The organism is Pseudomonas sp. P5_A12 (assembly GCF_056400685.1).
Genome location: NZ_JBFUKU010000020.1, coordinates 20,794 through 41,547 on the forward strand (window position 1 = coordinate 20,794; position 20,754 = coordinate 41,547).

At 59.1% G+C, this 20,754-nt stretch carries 14 protein-coding genes; 1 reads left to right on the forward strand and 13 read right to left on the reverse strand.

Translation table 11 applies throughout. The features are described from left to right. Positions 1–5: 5 nt before the first annotated feature. Positions 6–470 carry a multidrug transporter gene (locus AC1DSG_RS05150; protein WP_477789891.1) on the reverse strand — a complete coding sequence of 155 codons (465 nt, stop codon included), beginning with the start codon at positions 468–470 and terminating at the stop codon, positions 6–8. Between the two features lie 165 nt (positions 471–635). Between AC1DSG_RS05150 and AC1DSG_RS05155 the strand changes: the two genes are divergently transcribed. Then, positions 636–3,479 (forward strand): RHS repeat domain-containing protein, encoded by a 2,844-nt coding sequence (locus AC1DSG_RS05155; RefSeq protein ID WP_477789892.1) that lies wholly within the window; start codon positions 636–638, stop codon positions 3,477–3,479. A 92-nt stretch (positions 3,480–3,571) separates the two neighbouring features. Here AC1DSG_RS05155 and AC1DSG_RS05160 read toward each other — a convergent pair whose 3' ends face one another. From AC1DSG_RS05160 to AC1DSG_RS05215, 12 genes are all read right to left on the reverse strand, one after another. Next, positions 3,572–5,023, reverse strand: a complete 1,452-nt coding sequence (locus tag AC1DSG_RS05160; protein WP_477789893.1) for a mannose-1-phosphate guanylyltransferase/mannose-6-phosphate isomerase — start codon at positions 5,021–5,023, stop codon at positions 3,572–3,574. Between the two features lie 214 nt (positions 5,024–5,237). Next, on the reverse strand, positions 5,238–5,903 hold the full coding sequence (locus tag AC1DSG_RS05165; RefSeq protein WP_477789894.1) for an alginate O-acetyltransferase AlgF: 666 nt from the start codon (positions 5,901–5,903) through the stop codon (positions 5,238–5,240). A 17-nt stretch (positions 5,904–5,920) separates the two neighbouring features. Then, complete coding sequence (locus tag AC1DSG_RS05170; protein ID WP_477789895.1) at positions 5,921–7,096, reverse strand: alginate O-acetyltransferase; 1,176 nt, start codon at positions 7,094–7,096, stop codon at positions 5,921–5,923. An 11-nt stretch (positions 7,097–7,107) separates the two neighbouring features. Continuing rightward, positions 7,108–8,673, reverse strand: a complete 1,566-nt coding sequence (locus AC1DSG_RS05175) for an MBOAT family O-acyltransferase (RefSeq protein ID WP_477789896.1) — start codon at positions 8,671–8,673, stop codon at positions 7,108–7,110. Between the two features lie 146 nt (positions 8,674–8,819). Then, entirely contained in the window at positions 8,820–9,941 is a 1,122-nt protein-coding gene (locus AC1DSG_RS05180; protein WP_477789897.1) for a mannuronate-specific alginate lyase, read from the reverse strand. A gap of 8 nt (positions 9,942–9,949) precedes the next feature. Further along, positions 9,950–11,398 (reverse strand): alginate O-acetyltransferase, encoded by a 1,449-nt coding sequence (locus AC1DSG_RS05185; RefSeq protein WP_477789898.1) that lies wholly within the window; start codon positions 11,396–11,398, stop codon positions 9,950–9,952. Between the two features lie 10 nt (positions 11,399–11,408). Then, complete coding sequence (gene algG, locus AC1DSG_RS05190) at positions 11,409–12,995, reverse strand: mannuronan 5-epimerase AlgG (protein WP_477789899.1); 1,587 nt, start codon at positions 12,993–12,995, stop codon at positions 11,409–11,411. A gap of 26 nt (positions 12,996–13,021) precedes the next feature. After that, a complete protein-coding gene (locus AC1DSG_RS05195) occupies positions 13,022–14,503 on the reverse strand; it encodes an alginate export family protein (protein WP_477789900.1) in 1,482 nt (493 codons plus the stop codon). Beyond that, entirely contained in the window at positions 14,500–15,879 is a 1,380-nt protein-coding gene (gene algK, locus AC1DSG_RS05200) for an alginate biosynthesis TPR repeat lipoprotein AlgK (RefSeq protein ID WP_477789901.1), read from the reverse strand. The genes AC1DSG_RS05195 and algK overlap by 4 nt, the downstream gene beginning before the upstream one ends. 171 nt (positions 15,880–16,050) lie before the next feature. Further along, on the reverse strand, positions 16,051–17,220 hold the full coding sequence (locus AC1DSG_RS05205) for a PilZ domain-containing protein (protein WP_477789902.1): 1,170 nt from the start codon (positions 17,218–17,220) through the stop codon (positions 16,051–16,053). A 36-nt stretch (positions 17,221–17,256) separates the two neighbouring features. Further along, positions 17,257–18,738 (reverse strand): mannuronan synthase, encoded by a 1,482-nt coding sequence (alg8, locus tag AC1DSG_RS05210; RefSeq protein ID WP_477789903.1) that lies wholly within the window; start codon positions 18,736–18,738, stop codon positions 17,257–17,259. 109 nt (positions 18,739–18,847) lie between these two features. Next, positions 18,848–20,164: a nucleotide sugar dehydrogenase gene (locus AC1DSG_RS05215; RefSeq protein ID WP_477789904.1), complete on the reverse strand. Its 1,317-nt coding sequence runs from the start codon at positions 20,162–20,164 to the stop codon at positions 18,848–18,850. Positions 20,165–20,754: the final 590 nt, after the last annotated feature.

The following is a 20,754-nucleotide window of genomic DNA, read 5'->3' on the forward strand; positions in this document are numbered from 1 at the left end:
GGGGATCAGTCGGAGAAACTACCCTGCAAACGCTCGGCGCGAAACTCCAGGGTTTGTGGGCGATAGCCGGGGCGCAGGGGCGGCATTGGCAAACAGTCTTCCCAGTTGGCGCCGGCCTGCAATTCGCCGGGGCCGCGATAACGCGGTGCGTCGTACTGGTTGTCGGCCAGATTGACCGTATCGCCCGGTGCATATGCCGCGATGCGCCAGCGCAAATCGGTCAGCGGCACGTCATTGCCGTTGTTCATTTTTAGCTGCAATGGACGATCCGTCGGGCACTGCTCGGGTGCGTAGGTAATGCGCAGCTCCAGGCGTGCGAGCTGCTTGACCTCGCGGTTGTCCAGCCAGACCACCCACGTGGCAACCAGCGCCAAACCGACGGCGGCCGCCACAGAAACGGGAAACGCCTTTGCCGGGTAGCGCAGCAGTAAAATCAGCCAGGTAATGACCAGCAGGACGCCGATGAACATGTAGGTACGCTCCTTGAACTCATGCCCACCATCCTACCGAAGGGCTGTGGGAATGGACATTCATGGATCAGGTCTGTTGCCGTTGGTCGGTACTGTAATTTCTGACAGTAGCCCGTCATTGGCACGAACGGTTAGATAACCGCTGGCTTACAGGGACGCGCCGGCATGCATTACAAAACTCCCACACTGTCTGTCGTCGATCCGCGAGAGTTGCCAATCCGCTCGATTGATTATTGGCGCGAGGTTGAAGGCGAACCGGCTCAGGCCCGCATCAACCGCACTCTCCACAATGCTGCCGGGCACGCCGTCAAACGGTGGGACCCACGGCTTTGGTTGCTACAGGACCAAGATCTGTTGGCGCCCGCCAATCTCGTGACGGTGCATTCGCTGTCCGGTAACGCGGTGTCGACGCTCAGCGTTGATGCCGGCTCGCAGATCATTCTTTTCGGCCTGACCCATGAATTTCTGCAGGGTTGGGACAATCGGGGCACTCACCGCGAGGTTGAATACGACGACTTGTTGCGCCCCGTGACGGTGTTTGAGCACCTCGCTACGCAGCCACCATGGTGTGCGGAGCGGATGGAATATGGTCGTCCCGGTCAGGGGCGTCGGGACCAAAACCTTCTCGGTCAGCTCATTCGGCGAGATGGCCCTGGTGGCACCGTAGTGTTTGAGGTGTTTGCGATCACCGGCCAATGCACAAGGCAGGTGCAACATTTTACCAAGGATGCCGTCGCACCTGATTGGCCAGAGCCGATTGCTGATCGCAATAGTCTGTTGGAGCCCGGCGATGGTGCCGTCTCGACGTGGCGGTTCGGTCCGCTGGGGGATGTGCTGGAGTCGATCGATGCCCGGCAGAACTGCCAGACCTTTGGCTTCACCCTTGATGGTCGACTACGCCACAGTGCCTTGAAGCTCGCAGGCAAGCCCGCTTGGCAAACACTGGTGAGTGACATCGAGTACAACGCCCAGGGACAGATCACTCGCGAAGTGGCGGGTAACAACGTAGAAACGACCCTCAAGTATTCCCCTGAAGAAGGGCGATTGATCGAACGGCGAGCGCATGGCGATCACAGCGGTTTGCTGCAACACCTGTTCTATGTTTATGACCGAATGGGCAATGTGCTGAGCATCGAAGACAAGGCGTTGTCGGTGCGGTACTTCAACAATCAACGCATCGAACCCGTCAGTCGATTTATCTACGACAGTCTTTATCAATTGATCGCGGCATCTGGCTGGGAGGCGGGGGCTCCCAATCAAGGGCCGGCATCCGTCGGGCGCAACGATTCTGCGGCACTCAGCAATTACCACCAGGTCTACTCCTACGACGAGGGTGGCAACCTGCTGAAGCTGACGCACGTCGGCGCACAAAGTCCGGGACGTGAAATAAAACCCGCCCGGCACAGCAATCGCTGTTTGCCTTGGCGCAACGGCGTGCCGCCGACCGAAGACGAGATCGCCTCGGCATTCGACACCAGGGGTAATTTGCTGGAGCTGGATCAGGGGCGGTTTTTGACGTGGGATCTGCGTAACCAAATGCAGTCGGTCAGCCCGGTGGAGCGCGATACCGGGCGCAATGACTCTGAGTCCTATGTCTATGATGGGGGTGGCCAAAGGGTACGCAAAATCCGCTCGTTGCAGACCCATGCCCGAACCGTGATGGCCGACGTGCGCTACTTGCCGCAGCTGGAACTTCGTACCGACAGCGGCACCGGGGAGGTGCTACAGGTCATTACGGCTCAAACCGGTCTTAATTCGGTTCGGGTGTTGCATTGGGACAGTAATCCGCCGTCCGGCATCAACGATCAGTATCGTTATACCCTGGTCGATCATCTGAATTCCTGCAGCGTGGAGCTGGCGGACGATGCACGAATCATCAGCCGCGAAATCTATTACCCGTTTGGCGCAACGGCCTGGTGTGCCGGGGATGATGTGATTGAGGCCGGTTTTAAATTCATCCGTTACTCAGGCAAGGAGCGGGATGCCACAGGGCTTTATTACTATGGCCTGCGTTATTACGTGCCGTGGTTCCAGCGCTGGCTCAATCCTGATCCCAAGGGGTGGGTCGACGGGCCGAACCTGTATCAGATGGTCGGAAATTCGCCGATGACGTATGTCGATACCGACGGCGGGGGAAGGACCGAAGCTTCAGGGTTGAGTGCAAGCATGGACAAGCAACGAGCCCTGTTGTCATCGGTCGCAGGCGCTGTCGCTGATGCTAAAAATTCAATACTCAACCATGCCTATCCGCAGCAACGGTTCAAAGCGTTGGGCCGGCGGGTGGTGACCCAACTTGCCAGCAGTGCTTTCAGTTCTGCCAGTGAGGCATTGGGGGCTGCGGGGGGCGGTGCTTTGGGTGGATTGGGGGGGGCGTTGACCGGTGCGCTTGGCGCTAAAGTCGGAAAGGTGACGGCTTCAAAGATCTCAGGTGCCCTTATTTCCAAGGTGAAGGACGCCTATCAGCTGGAACGCCCGATCAACTTCAAGGGTGACGAAATGAACCCTAAAGCGTTCATTGAAAGCGTTGAACCGAAAAAGAAAATCAGCCTTGCAACGGTCAAACTTGAACTGTCTGCGGTTGACCCGCGGACCAGTGAAGGACGAAAGCAATTGCAGAAAAAAATCACCACCGCGGTTATTGATAAGGCGTTCAAAAAGGTCGGCAGTCAGTTGGGGTCGCAAGGGACGGGGTTGATCCAGACAGGTCGGGAGTTTTATCAGGCATCGTTGGGGCTGAACGCGGTCTCGCTTAGCAAGGCCTATGAAGAAACGCCGACAGTGATCGATATGCTGGAGTTCAGGATGCAGGCCATCAACACTGAATTTGCAGGTTCCGGTAGTCGCGACCCGGAAACCTTCGAGCGTATCGCCGAGCTCTCGATGCAGACGCAAACGRTGGTTCAGGCGTTGAACCGAAGCCAGGATTTCATTGCACTTGTCGCACCCAGGCCTTATGCCGGAAGACGACATTCACTCAATGGAAGCGCCAAGTCTTCCTCGGCCCGGTAGATGTCACTCCACTAAAAAAGCCCCCGCCCAACCCGCTGCGGATAGGGAAAAACGCAGCGGGCTGGACGAGGGCTTCTTGTGCTACAGATCAATCACTGCGCGATGGTTTTCACCGACACGCCGCGCTCGATCGGAGTGGTGCGACCGTAGATATCTTCAAACCGCTCGATATCGTCTTCTCCCAGGTAGCTGCCCGATTGCACTTCGATGATCTCGAGTGGAATCTTGCCCGGGTTGCGCAGACGGTGGACCGACGCAATCGGAATGTAGGTCGACTGGTTTTCGCAGAGCAGGAACACGTTGTCGTCGCAGGTCACTTCGGCGGTGCCGCTGACCACGATCCAGTGTTCGGCGCGGTGGTGGTGCATTTGCAGCGACAGGCACGCGCCCGGTTTGACCGAGATGTGCTTGACCTGGAAGCGCCCACCCATGTCCACTGAGTCGTAGGAACCCCACGGGCGATAAACTTCGCAGTGGTTCTGGGTTTCGCTGCGGCCCTGCTCGTTGAGGGTGTTGACCATCTGTTTCACGCCCTGGACCTTGTCCTTGTGCACAATCATCATGGCGTCTTTGGTTTCGACGACCACGATGTTTTCCAGGCCGATCACCGACACCAGTTTGCCATTGCCGTGAATCATGCAGTTTTTGCTGTCCTGAATGATCACGTCGCCTTTGGTGACGTTGCCGTTGGCGTCTTTTTTGTTCACTTCCCACAGCGACGACCAGCAACCGACATCGCTCCAGCCAGCGGTCAGCGGAACGACGCAGGCGCGCTGGGTTTTTTCCATCACCGAGTAGTCGATGGAGTTATCCGGGCAGCAGGCGAACGTGGCTTCGTCGAGGGTGATGGAGTCGTTTTCGTGGTCACTGCGCTCAAGCGTCAACAGACAGGTATCGTAGATGTCCGGATCGTGCTTCTTCAGTTCTTCGAGGAAGCGGCTGGCGCGGAACAGGAACATGCCGCTGTTCCAGAAATAACCGCCGGACGCGACAAACTCGGTGGCGCGTTTGACATCCGGTTTTTCGACGAAGTGCGAGACACGGCTGACGCCTTCCGGCAGCAGCGAATCATTGGTCGACTTGATGTAGCCATAACCGGTTTCCGGTTTGGTGGCCGGGACGCCGAACAGCACCATTTCGCCATTTTCGGCCGCGACGGTGGCCAGGGCCAAGGCGCGTTGCAGGGCTTTCTGGTCTTCCAGTACGTGGTCAGCCGGCAGCACCAGCATCAGCTCGTCGCGACCTTCATTGACCAGCATCATCGCGGTCAAGGCCACAGCCGGCGCTGTGTTACGGCCAAACGGTTCCATCAGGATGCGCTGGACTTCCAGTTTGCGCGCGCTCAACTGTTCGTTGACGATGAAGCGGTGGTCCTTGTTGCACACCACAATCGGTGTGTCCATGCCTTCGAACACCAGGCGTTCCAGAGTTTGCTGGAACAGCGTGTGTTCGCCGGTCAGGGCGAGGAACTGCTTAGGGAACTGCTTACGCGAAAGCGGCCAAAGACGTGAGCCACTACCACCTGACAAGATCACCGGAATCATGTTGTTACTCCTTCAAAATCGATTGGTTAGAGCTACGTACGTTCTGTCGTTTCACTCTTGTTCTTATTCCGTAACCCGACTGACGCTGCGATTCAGTGTGGGAGCGAGCCTGCTCGCGATGGCGGCGTATCAGTCGACATCAATGCTGTATGTCAGACCGCTATCGCGAGCAGGCTCGCTCCCACAGGGGGGATGCGTCAGTCAGGCAAATTGGTTAGCGCGTCGAAACCGGGCGTTTTACCCAGACTGGCGACAGGCTGCTGCCGTTGCCGGTGACGTACAGCACCGCTGCTTCACCGCGCTCCAGGGCAACCGGTTTGACGTCGCCGACTTTCTTGTCGCCTTCAAACAGCGMCAAGCTGACTTTCACCGGGTTGATTTCACGCTCGCCACGGCCCTTGGCGGCCACGCTCGGCACCACGTCGGTCTTGCCGTCAGCGGTTTTCAGGGTCAGGGACTTGTCGCTCAGGTTCTGCAGGCGCACCAGGGACTTCTGCTTGTTCTTGAACGGCGGTTCTTCGATCAGTTGCGGCGCGCCGCTGGCGTTGTTGACCAGGGTGTAATAGTGATCACTGGCCAGTTTCACCGGCAGGGTCTGGCTGCCGACCTTGGCACTGTAGTCACCGCCCGGCATGAAGCTGAAGTCGGTGCTCGACAGTGGCGCGACGTCGCTCAGGTTGGTGCTGCCGACGGTGGCGCTGACTTCAGCGTTGCCAGCGTTGAAGACACGCACGAAGCTCGAACCTTTTGGTGCGGTCGGGCCGTAGAGTGCAGCGTCACCGGCGAAGGCGTTCATCGACAGAACGCTCATGCCGGCAACGAGTGCAACTGCTTTTAAGGAGCGAGCGGCGAGACGGCGAGGAGTTGTAGTGAAAGTCATGGGAGTACCTCTCTCTTTCAGTTTTGCGCCCGGTCGGGCGTCTCGGATTTAGTGTTTGCGGCTACGTTTTGTTGGCGGGCGCCGGCTTCTTTGAGCTCTGCGACCCACTGCGGGTCGGCGTCGCCGATTTCGTTGTTCACAGGCAGATAACGTTCGGGAAACTCCCAGATCAGCACCTGTGGCGGGCTGTTCTTGAAAGCATCGCTTTTCAGGTAGCTGAGCATCGGCAGGATCGGGCCATGGCCGTCTTCGGCGTAATTGACCACGTCGCTGTGCAGCGCTTGCTTCAGTGCACCGACGAAGTTCCAGTTCGGGTTGGCGCTGTAACTGGTGCCAATCAAGGCGACCGGCACTTCAGTGTTGGCGAACAGCGCGTCGTCACTGGCCGGCTGATCTTCAGCCGCCACGGTGTTGCGCTTTTGTAGCGGCTCGGGTGCCGGCATCAGGTTTTCGAACAGCGGGTCCAGCGGCAGGAACAAGCGCAGGTCGCCCTTGTGCGTGATTTTTTCCGCAGGTTCGGTGACGAAGTTTTGCGGTTCGCCGCTCAGCGGGAGTTTTTCGGCGATGGTGCTGGCCAGAGTCTCGGCGGCGATTTGTGCGCCTTCCGGGGTCCAGTGAGTGTCAGTGCGCAGGAACACTTGCTGACCGTTCTGTTTGGCCTGTTGCAGCGGGCCGAGCAGGTCGGGGGCGAGGATCTTGTCGGCGGCCACACGGGCATGGAAGTCCTGATAGAGGTTGGCGTGAATGCTCGAAGGCTTCGCTTCACCCAAGTGCTCCGGGTACAGGCGGGTCTTGGCCGGCACGATCGCCATCACCAGTTTCACGCCTTGCGCTTTCAGGGTCTGGCGCACGCCTTCGACCAGCGCGTAGTTGCCTTGCAGGTTCAGCTCTTCGTTGACGATCGGGTTGAACTCTTCATCGCTGTAGAGCCACTGATCGCGACCGAGCACAACGCCCGGGCGACCTTCGTTGAACAGTTTGAAATCCAGCGCGGCCCAGAGGTTGGTGCCCAGGCGCTTGATCGGAAACTCGTCGTCGTAGTGCGTTTCCACGGCTTTGGTCCAGCGGCCGTTGAGCACCGTCGCGTCGGCATTGGTGCTGAAGCCCAGGAAGCTGCGCGTGGACCACAGGCCCAGGACCAACAAGGTCAGCATGAACAGGGCGATGTAGACGATGCGTAATGAGCGGGTCATGGTCAGATCCCTCAGAACTGGAAGTAAAGGAACGGCGAGAAGCTTTGCGCCGAGAGTTTTAGAATCGAAGCAATGAACAGCAGCAGCACCAGGGCGCGCATCACGTAACGCGACCAGTCAGCGGTCCAGTAGGCCGGTTGCACGGTGGCTTCAACGCCGACGGTGTAACCCGGTTGGTGAATGCTGGCCGGGTTGTCGCCCGGTACGGCTTTGATCATTCCAGGGGTTGCGCCGGCAGGGCCATCGGCCTCGACATTCACGGCAGGCTTGGTCTTCTCAGGCGGACGGTTGGTGTAGAAATCACGGATGCCGAAGTACGCCAGTGTCACGTAAGCCACCACCAGGGTCGCCACTTGCAGGCCGGTGAGGCTGGCCTGGTTGAGTTCCGACAGCGACCATTCGCTGAAGCTGAACATCGCGCTGTACATACGCCCGGCGACGTGCAGGTTTTCTGCGCGGAAGATCACCCAGCCCATCACCACCAGCAGGAACGTCAGGGCCCAGCGAATCGGGTTGATGCTGCGCGGCGAGGTATTCAGGCCCAGCGCTTTTTCAATCGCCAGCCACATGCCGTGCCACGCGCCCCAGACGATGTAGGTGATGTTCGCGCCGTGCCATAGTCCACCGAGCAGCATGGTCAGGAACAGGTTGCGATAGGTCATCAGCGTGCCTTTGCGGTTGCCGCCCAGCGTGATGTACAGGTAGTCACGCAGCCAGGTGGAGAGGCTGATGTGCCAGCGCCGCCAGAACTCGGTGATCGACTGGCTGATATATGGCTGTTTGAAGTTTTCCATGAAGCGGAAACCCATCATCAAGCCCAGGCCGATGGCCATATCGCTGTAGCCGGAGAAGTCGAAATACAGCTGCGCGGTGTAGGCCAGTGCGCCAAGCCAGGCATCGCCCGTGGTCGGGTTTTGCAGGGCGAAGCAATGGTCGGCCACGACTGCCAGGGTGTCGGCGATGAAGACTTTTTTGATGAAACCCTGCATGAACCGCGTGCAGCCCTCGGAGAATTTATCGAGGGTGTGGGTGCGGTTGTTGAACTGGTCGGCGAGGTCGCGGAAGCGTAATACCGGGCCGGCAATCAGGTGCGGGAAGATCGCCACGAACGCCGCGAAGTCGATCAGGTTGCGGGTCGCCGGGGTGTCACCACGGTAGACGTCGATGATGTAGCTGATGGACTCGAAGATGTAGAACGAGATCCCGATCGGCAACAGCACGTGGGTCAGAATGAACGGCGACAGGCCGACCGATGTCATCATGGCGTTGATGCTGTCGACGCCGAAGTTGGCGTACTTGAAATAGCCCAGGATGCACAGGTCGACGGCGACGCCGAGCAGCAGCCAGCGCTGGGCCGGTTTGGTCCTGACGCCGGCGGCACCGACTTTGAGGCCGATCCAGTAGTTCCACAGTGTGACGGCGGCGAACAGCGCCAGGAAGTCCACACGCCACCAGGCGTAGAACATGTAGCTGGCGATCAGCAGCAGCAGGTTGCGATAGCGTATTCCGCTCAAGTAGTACAAGCCGAGAAATATCGGCAAGAACAGAAACAGGAACACATTGGATGAAAATACCATCCCGATCTCTCCGTGTTTAATGTGTAGGAGCTGGCTTGCCAGCGAAAGTGGTGTGTCAGTCACACCGCGTTGTGTCATTCGCCAGCAAGCCGGCTCCTACAGGGTTAGCGGTGCGTCAGGTACACCGTGTCGTGCCATTGCAGGTCCTAGGAGCCTTTGCCTTTTTCATTGGCCGGGTCGTAGACCTTGGTCAGGTCCCCGCCGAGGCGGAAGGTCTTGAACGGTTGCATCCCGTGCTTCTTCTTCAGCACATCCGGCGAGCAGGTGTAGAGCGTGCAGAACGGTTCGAGCCAGGCAAATTTCGAGTCGATCTTGAGATCGGTCATGTCCTGTTCCTTGCCGTTCTTCTTCTCGAAGATGTCCGGGTCTTTCACCCCGGCCAGCACTTGATCACCCAGGCGTTTCAGCGCGCCGTTGTTTTCCTGGCGCACGTCCACACCGTTGACCTGAGCAAAACTGGCGATCATCGCCAGTGGCGGCAGGGCGTAGTTGTGGTAGGCGAGGGCGCGTTGCTCGCGCTTGAGTTCGTTCGGCAGGAAGCCCTGCGCGTCGACTTGATTGGCGCCGACCTTGTATTCCTTCACGGCCCAGTCAAACAGGTCGCGGCGGTTGGTCGCGATCGACGTTGCCATCACCGACCAGGCCGCCCAGTACGAGTGATTGTTGGTTTGCTCCAGCGGCAGGTTGTCCCAGTCGCTGACCACCTGATCCGCCATTTTGCTGAACCAGGCTTCGATCAACTGCGACTCTTGTTGATGGTTGAGCAATGGATTGGAGTTGGAGAACTTCAAGCGGATATACGACGAAGCCATGCTGCCCAGCGCCCATTTGCGCATGGACTTGCCGGTGTGGTTGAAGTCCTTGGACATCAACGCATTTGCCCGAGCCCATGTAGCCAGCCAGTTCAGTGTGCATTCCAGTTGTTCCGGACGACCGTCACGCATGAACTGCATCACGCGCTTGCTGGTACCACGTTCGATTTTGGTGATGTCGGCGGTGCTGTCGCGAAAGGCTTTTTCCGATTGCTCGTTCAGGGTCGAACGGGCCTTGTCGGAACCTTCGTATTTGCTGCGAAATTGCAGCGAGCCGGTGTACGGCGTCGGCATCGCATCACAGCTTTCGCCGCCGTCGCCGGTTTTGATTTTTTCAATCGGCGCGAAGTAACCCTGTGGCGGGCGCAGGGGCGCGGCGGCCTGGCTGGCGCCGGCGAACATCGCCAGCGTCAACAGCGAGGGTGCGAGTAGATTTTTCAACGTTCGGTTTTGCATGGCAGACCTCATTGCCCGGCCTGAGCGGTACGTTGCTCAGCACTCGGGAACACGTTGCGTTTGCAGATTTTCGCTTCGACTTTCTGCGGCGCGGCACCTGCTGCAGGGCCCTGGACTTCGACGGCCAGCAGATTCTGCGAGGCCCAGTCTTCGTCCGTGCGCAACTCAAAGGCGAAACGCCCGTCGGTGTCGGAGGTTTCCGGTTTTTCGATCTTGATGTCCTCGTGGCGACCGTTCATGTACCAGAGGGTGGCTTGCAGGGTTTTCACCGACGGATCGGCGAAGCGGATGTCAACCTGGTGGCTGCTGTTTTGCAGGTTCAGGTTTTGGCTGTTGACCATCAATTCGTTCTTGCCCGGTTTCAGCGTGGTCCTGCCGGACAGCTGTGCATCCTTGCCTTCGCAACCGTTGTCCAGCAGCGCCATTATCTGGCGGTAGATGGTTTCCTGGTCGAGGCGATAGAGCGGCGAGAATTCCCAGATCAGAATCTTCGGCGGCTTGGTCTGGAACTCTTCGCTGCCCAGGTACTGCAGCATCGAACCCTCCAGGCCACCGCCGGGGAACGCCACGTTGAGGATGTCGGCGCCGATGGCCTCTTCGAGGAAACCGGAGAAGTTGTAGTTCTTGCCGCTGTGGCTGGTGCCGACCAGGGTGATCTCCGGATTGCCGGCGTCGCTGAACAGATCGCCGTCGGCGGCTTCGCCCTTGGGCTCGGTGGTGAATTGATCCATGTACTGGACCGCATAGCTGGTGCCACAGAGTTGACCGGCCATGTTGTGCAACGTTCCGGTCTTGCCCATGCGACCCGACTTGTGGGTCTCGAATTCGCGTTTCGCAATGCCGGCAAACGCCGGGATCTGCTTGACCTTTTCCGCGACGATTTTCGCTGTGCGCTGGGCACCATACGGCGTCCAGTGCTGGTCGCCACGGAAGTAGAAGTCGTGGGCGGGCAGGGTCTCGGGCAGCGATTCGTTGGTCAGCGGCGACAGGTCCGGCACCACGTAACCCATGGCGGCGAAACGCCCGAGCATGGACTTGTAGTTCTTTAGTGCCTTGTCGAAATCGTACTTGGCTTTTTCTTCCGGGTTGAGCTTGTTGCGGTTCACCAAGCCACGGGTCGGCTGGTAAACCACCACCAGTTCGACACCTTTGCTCTTGAACGCATCGTGCAGTTCTTTCATGCGTTTGTAGCCAGCGGGAGTGGTGTCGAATTCGGTGCGCAAGTCTTCCTGGGTACGGAACAGCCAATCGCCTTGAGCCTGCACCAGCGTGGTGAAGTTCTGCTGATAACGCGTGGTGTAATTCTTCGCGTCATGGGCTTCGGGGCACAGGTTGCAGCACGGTTCGGCGCTGAAGCTGGGTGCTTTGACTTCATCGGCACGCACGCCGGCGCTGGCCGCGAGAATGCCGGCGGTCAGGGCCGACAGGCTGAGTAATTTGATCAAGTGTGTATGCATAAAATTATCCTCAGTCCCGCATTTCGGTCTGGCGTTCGACAGGGTCGATCAGCACGGCTTTCTGCTGGCGCACCAGCAGGTCGAGAATTTCATCCTGACGCTCGCCGAGAATCCCGCTGAAGCTGATGCCGCTGGATTTGGTCGGGGCGAGCATGGACACGCGATACAACTCGACGCTCAGCGGCGAGTCGATGGACAGCGGGCCACTGCCGTTGCCGGCCAGTTCACCGCCGACCACGATCAGCGACACCTGGGCGTCGAACGGGTCGAGCTTGATGTCGCGGTCGGTATCGCTCAGGTCTTTGATGTGGCCGTAGACACCGGTCAGGCCGTTGGCCAAGGACAGGTTTTCGTAGAGGCGGATATTCACGCTGTTACGAATGCGGATGCCGTGGCGTTTGTTGCTGATCACCTTGTTGCCGTAGATCAGGTTGTCGCCACTCTCGTAGAGGGTGATGCCGTCGGTGTGGTTCTTGTAGATCTCGTTGTAGGCGATCAGGTTGTTCACGCTGTTACGGTCGATTACCAGGCCCGAGAGTTTGTTGTCGTAGCTGCGGTTGTTGAAGATGAAGCTGTCGTTGACTTCACGGGAAATAATGATCCCGTGCTTCTTCTTCGTCCCGTAGACGGTATTGTCGGCAATGATCAGCCCGTGGGAACGGTCATGCGGGTCGATGCCGTAGACGATGTTGTCTTTGTAGGTGTTGCCCTTGACCACGAAGTCGCGGGTTTCGTAGCAGTAGAAGCCGTACCACATGTCCGAGAACTCGGAGCCGACGATCCAGCCAGTCGGCTCCGGGCGCTTCAAGACCTTGGCCATGTTCGGCGTGTACTGGGAAATACTCACGCCGTAGGACTTACTGTTGGCGTAGCCGAAACTGGCGATCTTGCTGTTGGCGATGTAGGTTTCGGTGCCACCCCAAGACAGCATGAACGGCCGGAATTCCTTGGCCGACTTGAAGGCCGCCGGGCTGCTTGCCTTCTCGCTCCAGCCAGTGATTTTGGTGTCACGCACAAACAACTGACCGTCGTTGACCAGGAACGAACCGGCCTCTTGCGACAGGCGCAACTCCTGGGTCTGTTTGTCGATTTCCAGGATGCCGTGGCGGCCGACCACAATCGGCAACTTCGCCAGGAATACCCCCGGCGAGGTTTCACTGAAGTACTGCTTGGGCACCTTCTTGGCCAGGTCCTTGAGGTTCATGTAGCCGTCGTCGACGAAGATCGCCTGCGGGATGCCGTGCTGACGCACCACCCATTCGGCCATCTTGTTGTCGCCACCGATGAAGTCCTTCAGGGCGTCTTCCTGCATCATCCGGCGCACGCTGATTTTGCCGGCCTTGGTGCGCACGATTTTCGCGGCGATGGCCTCGGCGGTGAAGCCAGAGGTGTCCGGCAGTTTCGGCTTGGCCAGCTCCAGCGGTGCGGTCGGCGCGCTGCTGACGGTGTAGGTCTTGGCCTGTTGCAGTTCCTTGGCCATGGTCACCGGCTTGCCTGGTTTAGGCGCAGCCGGTTCCACGTTGGCGAAGGTAGCCGCACTGGCCAGCAGCATCGCGCCGGCCAGCAAGGTCATCGAACCTTTCTTGGCACTGTTCATGTCGGGCACTCCCTTCGCGGTTCGCATCAGAAGCGCCAGATCACGTCGATAAACGCGCGGTGCATGTACGAGTCGACGTTATTGCCGTAGGCATCACCCGGCTTGAACACGCCACCACGGAAACGCACCAGCGCCGATGGCTCATCGATCGCCTGGCTCATCGATGCCGGCAACAGGCCTTGCTTGAAGTACTTGGTGACGACCAGGTCCATTTCCTGACCGAGGTCTGTCTCGCCATTGTTCAGGGGCAGGGAGCTGGTGGAGACAATGGCACCGGTGGCGTCGTCGATGTTGTTCTGCACGGCGTCGATGCCGTTGCTGCCGATCGGCTTGTTGCCGTCGACACGCCAGAATTTGTGGTAGATCAGGGTGGCGTCGTACTCGTCGTTGAGCATCCACGAACCGAACAATGTGCCGCTCTGCAGGTTGCTCAACTCGCCACGGAAGGCCTCGCCGAAACGGTGAACCCGCGAGCGCGTGCCGGTGTAGTTGGAGCGGTTGCTTTCCAGGCCGTTCTGTTCGTAATCGCCGCTGGCGCGGGCATATGCCGCACCGACTTGCCATTGCGGATCGAGGCGCAGGCGCACACCCAGGTCGGTGGCCCAGCCATCGACGTCACCGCTGCTCTTGGGTTGTGCCGGTGCGGTGCCATCGGCGTTCAACGGGTTGACCGTGTCGCGCTCGCCGCTCATGCCGGTGACGCTGGCCCAGTAGTTGACAGTGCTGGTATTGCGCCAGTTATAGGCGTCGCTATCGGCGTTGAGGCCGAGCCAGCTGATGTTGCCGTTCTGTTTCTTGTCCGAAGAGTCGCTGGCCTCACCCGGTGTCGGGTAGTCGAGCTTGCCGTTATCGTGGACGTGATGACCGCGGATGCCGACCCAGTGACCCGGTGTCCACTGATACGCCGCATCGGCGAAAGCGTGCTGGCGATCCTTGTCGTCCGGCGCCAGCTCTGTCAGGTCGGTACGGTACTCGCTGAAGCGTTCGGCAATACCGGCGTTGGCGCGCAGCAGGGTGGTGTCGAACGTCCAGTTCAGCGCTTCGATGTTGGTGTCGCGCCATTGGCCGTCATCATTGTGCAGGCGCTGGCGACCGAGCTTGAGGTTCTCGCCGGGGTATGGCGTGAAGCCGCTATAGCCGACCCAGAACTCGCGCATCGCCAGGTAGTTTTTCTTTGCCTCGCGACCGCCGACATCGGTGGACTCGACGCCGTTGGCCTGTTGCAGGGTGTCGGTTTCGATGATGTCGGTGGAAGTGACTGCTTGCCCCATGGCATAGGCGCTCCATGCGCCGCTTTCGCCATAGACCCACGGCCGCAGGTCGAGGCCGACGCCATTGACGGTGCCGCCACTTTGCGTGCCCAGGTCAGTGTCACCTTCGGACTGGCCGGTGATTTTCACGTCAAGGCCGTAGTTCTTGGTTTCGGTCAATGCCGCCAGGGTCGGACATGACCACAACAAGGCGAATGTCAGGCCAATACCGGCCTGAACGAATGGATTCAACTTCATAGGGATTCCTCGCCGTCTTCTTCTTGCAGGGCATGCAGTTCCAGCGTGTTCTGGCTCAAGGCACCACGAACGGCCTGTTCTTGTTTCAACAGGCGTTGGGCCTCGGCGAGCTGGGCAGGCGGCAGTTGTGCTTCGAGTGTTTGTGCAAGCTCGGTGGCTTGCGGGGTGTTCTGGGCCTTGGCCAATTGGCTGAAGACATAGGCGTTAAGCGGGTCGGGCTTGGTGCCCTTGCCTTGGGAAAACAACTGGGCGATGGCGAAGTCCGCACTACTCTGGCCATTGCGTGCAGCGGTCAGCAAATGATCCAGGGCTTTCTGCGGATAGACCTTGCCCAGGTAACCACGGCGGTAGATCTGGCCGAGGTAGTAATCGGCGGCCACTTCGCGGCCGACGGCTTTCTTGAAATGTTCTTCGGCAACCTTGGCGTCGGCCGGGACCATTTTGCCTTCGTAGTAGAGCTTGCCCAGCAGCAGTTCGGCGCGGGGCTGGTCGGCGGCGCGGCCGTTGTCCAGGTACTTCATCATCTGGTCGACATCACCCAGTTCCGGGAAGTCGTAGATCAATTGAGCGAGGGTGACCCACGACGCCGGGTAGCCCGGAGCGATGGGTTCGAGCAGTGACTGCGCGGTTTTCTCGTCAGTCTTGCCCAGGGTCGGATCTGCAAGCACACGGGCGACGCTGTCCACCCGCTGCGCGGAAACGGTGCCGTGAGCGTGTGCGGCTTGCATCTGCTTGATCAGCTCGGCCTGTTGCTCCGCTTTACCTTGTTTCTGATAAACCGTGGCCAGTTCGACGTAGCAGATGTCGGTAGTGTTCAGCGCGGCTTTGCAGATGCTGGCGACTTCGTCCAGATGCTGGTCGTAAGTGCCCTGGGTGCGATAGAGCAGCACCTGGGCCAGACCGGCTTCCGGTTTGCCTTCGGCACGCCATTGGCTGATCTGCTTCTGTGCGTCGACGTTGGGGAAACTGTGCGGGTATTGCAGGTACAGCATGGCCAGCGGGATCAGGGTGTTGCCTTCGCCATTGGCCGAGGCTTTTTTCAACAGGGCTTCGGCTTCGTGCTGTTCGGCTTCGGTGGAACCGGGCTTGGCCACCAGCAGACGACCCAGGCGAGCCTGGGCGCGCGGCGAGACGTCAGCCGCAGCGCGGTAAGTCGCCTCGGCTTGTTTGACCTGCGCCGGGTCACGGCTGTCGACCTGGATATCCGCCAGGCCCACTTGTGCTTCGCTGTAGCCCAGGTCGGCCAGTTGCTTGTAGTTCTGCTGAGCCAGCGCCGTGTCACCGCGCTTGAGGGCTTCATTGGCCAGACGCTGGTCGGGCAGTCCGGCGCAACCGGCCAGGCTGACGGCTAATGCCACAGCACACAGAGATCCCATGTAGGAGTGAGCCTGTGTGGGAGCCGAGCYTGCTCGCGATGCAGACAACTCGGTATCACCAATAGACCGAGCCGATGCTTTCGCGAGCAGGCTCGCTCCCACACAGGCTCGCTCCCACAGGGACTGCGGTGTGTTTGAGATTTTTGTGATAGTCACGGGCATGTCCTCGACTTAAAGACCAACAGCCATGGCTTTGTCGATCAGCCAGTTCAGGTTCGGGCCACGATCGCTGTTCACTTCCACCGGGCGACCGGCGAGGCTGCTGTCCAGGGCTTCATCAGGCTGAATCAGTACGCGGATGTCGGACGACAGGTCAGCGCTTTTCAGGCTGGTGCTGCTGACGATCTTGCCGGTGCGGGTCTTGTCTTCGCCGGCAACCTGGAAGCTGACCGCAGTACCCGGACGCACGTCGCGGAACTGGCGATAGGAGAAGCGGGCTTCAACGTTGGCTTCGCTGTTACGCGGCACCAGCTGGAAGATCACGTCGCCCTTGCTGGCGTACTGACCGTTGGCAACCAGTTGTTGTGCCACGGTGCAATCGCAGGGCGAGGTCAGGGTGCCGGTCATTTGCTTGCCGAACAGTTCTTCAACCTTGGCCGGTTGCAGTTGGTCTTCGTCCAGATGCCCTTTGAGTACATCGAGCATGCTGGTGCTGAAGGTGGCGAGCGGGGCGCCCTTGGCGGCAATGCCGTCGGCCTTGATCAGGCTCTGCACGGTGCCGTCGCGCGGCATGGTGATGTTCATGCCCGGCACGCTGACCAGACCGGCCTGGGCGTGGCTGACGAAGTACATGCCGTACACCGATTTGAAAATGAAGCCGAACGCCGCGACGCCGACGATGAAAACCCCCAGGCTGAAGGTCACTGCACGCAGACGACCGAACGCGGTCATGCCATGGCCGCCATCCTTGACCTTGCGCGCCTTGGTGAAGTTGTCGCGCTGCAGGGTCGCCAGCACTTCACCCATGCTGACGATGTCGCCGGCCAGGTGAGAAGTGATCAGGTGACGCAGGGTCGAGATGTCTCGCGGTTCCAGGTTCTGGAACTGGCAACCGGCACGGCCGGTCTCGCGGTCGAAGGAGCGAACCTGCAACTCCACGTCCATGGCCAGGCCGAGGTTGTCGATGACAAATTGCAGACGGGCCTTGTACACGTCACCGATCTTCAGCGGCAACTGACCGGCGTTGAACGCCAGGCCGCCAGCGGAAAGGTCGATCACTCGGGCTTCGACCGGAGTCCGGTCAGGACCGAAGAAGCGCAGCTTGGCCGGGATTTTCACACGGGCGTGTTGGCGCTGGGCTTCGGATTCATGCACTACGTTGGCGTTGACGGCGGTATTCATAGGGGCGATTTCCTGGTTAATTCAATAAGGGGGCGGTCAGACCATCATCAGCAGCACGGCGACAAAAATGCTGCCGGCGGAGAAGGTCATGGTCCGAGACGACCAGGTGTTGAACCAACGTTGAAAGCTGGCGAGATCACGGGTCAGAGATGTGGGCTGGCGAGTCCAGGACTGTTGATCGAGGCGGAAGAACACGTAGATCTTCACCAGCGCGCCAACGATCTGGTTGTAATAGAGGATCGCCGGGTAGGCCGGGCCGATCCGGTGACCGGAGCAGGACAGCAGCAGGGTCAGGATCAGGCGGGTAATGCCGATCCACAGCAGGTAGACCAGGATGAACGCGGTGCCGTACTTGAAGCTGGCGATGAGCGCCACGGTCAGGCCTAGCAGGGAGGTCCACATCGACACGCGCTGATCGAACAGCACCACGGAGGTGAACGCACCGAGGCGTTTGATCCCCAGGCCCAAGGCGCGGGAGTTCTGCCGCAGGTTGTTGCCGTACCAGCGGAACATCAGCTTGCGACTGGCCTTGATGAAGCTCTTTTCCGGCGGATGTTCGACGGTGTTGATCGCGGCGTCGGGCACGTAGAAGGTGTCGTAGCCCAGGCGCATCAGGCTGAACCAGCTCGACTTGTCGTCGCCGGTAAGGAACTTGAAACGACCCAGGCGCCAGTGTTGCAGCGAGTCGCTTTCCACGTCGGCAATGAATTCCGGGTTGGTAACCACAGTGGCACGGAACACCGACATGCGCCCGGTCATGGTCAGCACGCGCTTGGACAGGGCCATCGAGCACATGTTGATGTGACGCTGGGCGAAACGCAGCTTGTGCCATTCGCTCATGATGTAGCCACCACGTACTTCGCAGAACTCGTTGGTGGTCAGGCCGCCGACGTTGCCGAACAACTGGAACCACGGCACGGTCTTGCGCACCACGCCTTCGCCGAGCACGGTGTCGCCATCGATCACGGCCACCACGGCACGGTCGTCCGGCAAGTGGCGGGAGATGGCGCGGAAACCGTAGGCCAGGCCGTCGCGCTTGCCGGTGCCGGGAATGCGCACGAAGTCGAGCTTGACCCGGTCTGGCGGATTCATCCGCGACCAGAGGCTCTTCACCAGCTTCTCATCGGACATTTCCACGATGGAGCAGACCATGGTGGTCGGCAGGCCGCAGTCGATCGCTTCACGGATCACCGAGGCGTAGACCTGCGCGGTGGTCAACGCGTCGATACGGAAACTGGTGACCATCAAAAACACATGGGACGGGTCTGCCGCTTTACCCAGCTTGCGCACTTTGCGCCGCAGGTGCGGGTAGACCACGTACAGAAACAGCATGCCGCGCAGAAAGTGCGTGGCGCCCATCGAGTAACGCCAGATCCCGATGAAACCGATCAGGAAGATGAAGTCCTTCGACTCGGAGTCGAACGTGGACGCAGGCAACGCCAAGGCGATGCCCATCAATAAACTCAGGTAAAACAGCCAACCGGCGGCCTGAAGCAGGCCGTGCTTGAGCCTGTGCATAATCGGAATCCTAAAGTCAGTTGCCTAAAGTCAGCTGCAAGCTTCAAGCTTCAAGCTGCAAGTGAAGAGCTGTTAACTTGCCGCTTGAAGCTTGCCGCTTATGGCTGCTTTACCAGCAAATGCCTTCGGTGCGGCCGCTGACGCTGGTGGCTTTGGTCATGAAACCGACCAGATCGACCACTTGCTTGCCGTGCGGAGCGTTCTGCGCCAGGGCGCGGAATTTTTCGTCACGGTTGCCGAGGATGATCACGTCGGAGTTGTTGATCACGTCGTCGAAGTTGGAGTTGAGCAAGGACGAGACGTGGGGGATTTTCGACTCGATGTAGTCCTTGTTCGCGCCGTGGACACGGGCGTATTCGACGTTGCTGTCGTAGATGCTCAGGTCGTAACCCTTGCCGATCAGCATTTCCGCCAGATCAACCAGCGGGCTTTCGCGCAGGTCGTCAGTACCGGCCTTGAAGCTCAGACCCAACAGGGCGACTTTGCGTTTGTCGTGGCTGGAAACGATGTCGAAGGCGTTCTGCACCTGGGACTCGTTACTGCGCATCAGCGAGTTCAGCAGCGGCGCTTCCACGTCCAGGGAACCGGCGCGGTAGGTCAGGGCACGCACGTCTTTTGGCAGGCAAGAGCCGCCGAACGCGAAGCCCGGGCGCATGTAGTACTGGGACAGGTTCAGGGTTTTGTCCTGGCAGACCACTTCCATCACTTCACGACCATCGACGCCGACAGCCTTGGCGATGTTGCCGATCTCGTTGGCGAAGGTGACCTTGGTGGCGTGCCACACGTTGCAGGTGTACTTGATCATCTCGGCGACGGCGATGTCCTTGCGGATGATCGGAGCGTCGAGCTCTTCGTACAGCGATTGCAGAACGTCGCCCGACGCTTTGTCGAACTCGCCGATGACGGTCATTGGCGGCAGATCGTAGTCGGCGATCGCGGTACTTTCACGCAGGAACTCAGGGTTCACTGCAACACCGAAATCAACACCGGCTTTCTTGCCGGAGCAGTCTTCGAGGATCGGGATCACCACGTTGGCCACGGTGCCCGGCAGCACGGTGCTGCGAACCACGATGGTGTGGCGGGTGGTCTTGTCACGCAGGACAAAACCGATTTCGCGGCACACGGCTTCGATGTAGTTCAGTTCCAGGTCGCCGTTCTTCTTGCTCGGCGTACCCACGCAGATCATCGACAGGTCGGTGTCACGAATCGCCTCGGCGAAGTTGGTCGTGCCGCGCAGTTTGCCGGTATCGATACCCTTGCGCAGTAGCTCGCCCAGACCCGGTTCAACAATCGGCGATTTACCGGCGTTGATCATATCGATTTTGTCTTTGGCAACATCGACGCCAACGACGTCATGGCCCCGTGCAGACAGGCAACCGGCACAAACAGCGCCGACATAACCCAAACCAAATATGCTGATGCGCATCRCAATTACCTCTCTGTTATCAAGACTGTATTCACAAGCCAATAGATGGCCGGAGTTAAGGGTGTTCAGCGGTCATAGTGCACTCGAAAGTGTGGCTTACAGGCGCCACAATGCCGTGTGCGGGCATATGAAGTTTCGAGTGTGTAATAAGTGCACTCAAGATGTGCGCAACTAGGCCTTATTCTTATGACGTGCCCTTTTATGCAGCAGGTTCTCTGGCCTGAGAACGCTGGAGCAAAGATCTTGCACGCTCAATGTCAGGCAATATGCCTGTAAATCAAGCGGTTGGGTGCTCTGGCGAGCACGTTTATAGGGGCGCTGTCTTGGTGTTGTAGGGGATATTAATGGTGCATATCTCCTGTCCTTTGTCTGTTGCCAAAATAAGAGGCTCATCTTCGGAAGTTAATGTGACAACTTCACAGCGTGAATCTCTTGTCTGCGTAAGTTATCTCGTACAAGCACGTAGATAATCGTTACCGATGGTATGAGCTACGCATTTGGACATAGTTCCAGTCCGCCCATCGCGAATCCGGAAATTTCTTGAAATATTGAGAAAGATGGCACTACTTTCATATTGATGGCACTCGCAG

Bases quoted from the DNA above. Each gene is read 5' to 3' on its own strand.
- AC1DSG_RS05170 (WP_477789895.1), bottom strand. From the start codon at position 7,096: ATGACCCGCTCATTACGCATCGTCTACATCGCCCTGTTCATGCTGACC.
- AC1DSG_RS05215 (WP_477789904.1), bottom strand. From the start codon at position 20,164: ATGCGCATCAGCATATTTGGTTTGGGTTATGTCGGCGCTGTTTGTGCC.
- AC1DSG_RS05160 (WP_477789893.1), bottom strand. From the start codon at position 5,023: ATGATTCCGGTGATCTTGTCAGGTGGTAGTGGCTCACGTCTTTGGCCG.
- AC1DSG_RS05150 (WP_477789891.1), bottom strand. From the start codon at position 470: ATGTTCATCGGCGTCCTGCTGGTCATTACCTGGCTGATTTTACTGCTG.
- algG (WP_477789899.1), bottom strand. From the start codon at position 12,995: ATGAACAGTGCCAAGAAAGGTTCGATGACCTTGCTGGCCGGCGCGATG.
- AC1DSG_RS05175 (WP_477789896.1), bottom strand. From the start codon at position 8,673: ATGGTATTTTCATCCAATGTGTTCCTGTTTCTGTTCTTGCCGATATTT.
- alg8 (WP_477789903.1), bottom strand. From the start codon at position 18,738: ATGCACAGGCTCAAGCACGGCCTGCTTCAGGCCGCCGGTTGGCTGTTT.
- AC1DSG_RS05195 (WP_477789900.1), bottom strand. From the start codon at position 14,503: ATGAAGTTGAATCCATTCGTTCAGGCCGGTATTGGCCTGACATTCGCC.
- algK (WP_477789901.1), bottom strand. From the start codon at position 15,879: ATGGGATCTCTGTGTGCTGTGGCATTAGCCGTCAGCCTGGCCGGTTGC.
- AC1DSG_RS05205 (WP_477789902.1), bottom strand. From the start codon at position 17,220: ATGAATACCGCCGTCAACGCCAACGTAGTGCATGAATCCGAAGCCCAG.
- AC1DSG_RS05180 (WP_477789897.1), bottom strand. From the start codon at position 9,941: ATGCAAAACCGAACGTTGAAAAATCTACTCGCACCCTCGCTGTTGACG.
- AC1DSG_RS05185 (WP_477789898.1), bottom strand. From the start codon at position 11,398: ATGCATACACACTTGATCAAATTACTCAGCCTGTCGGCCCTGACCGCC.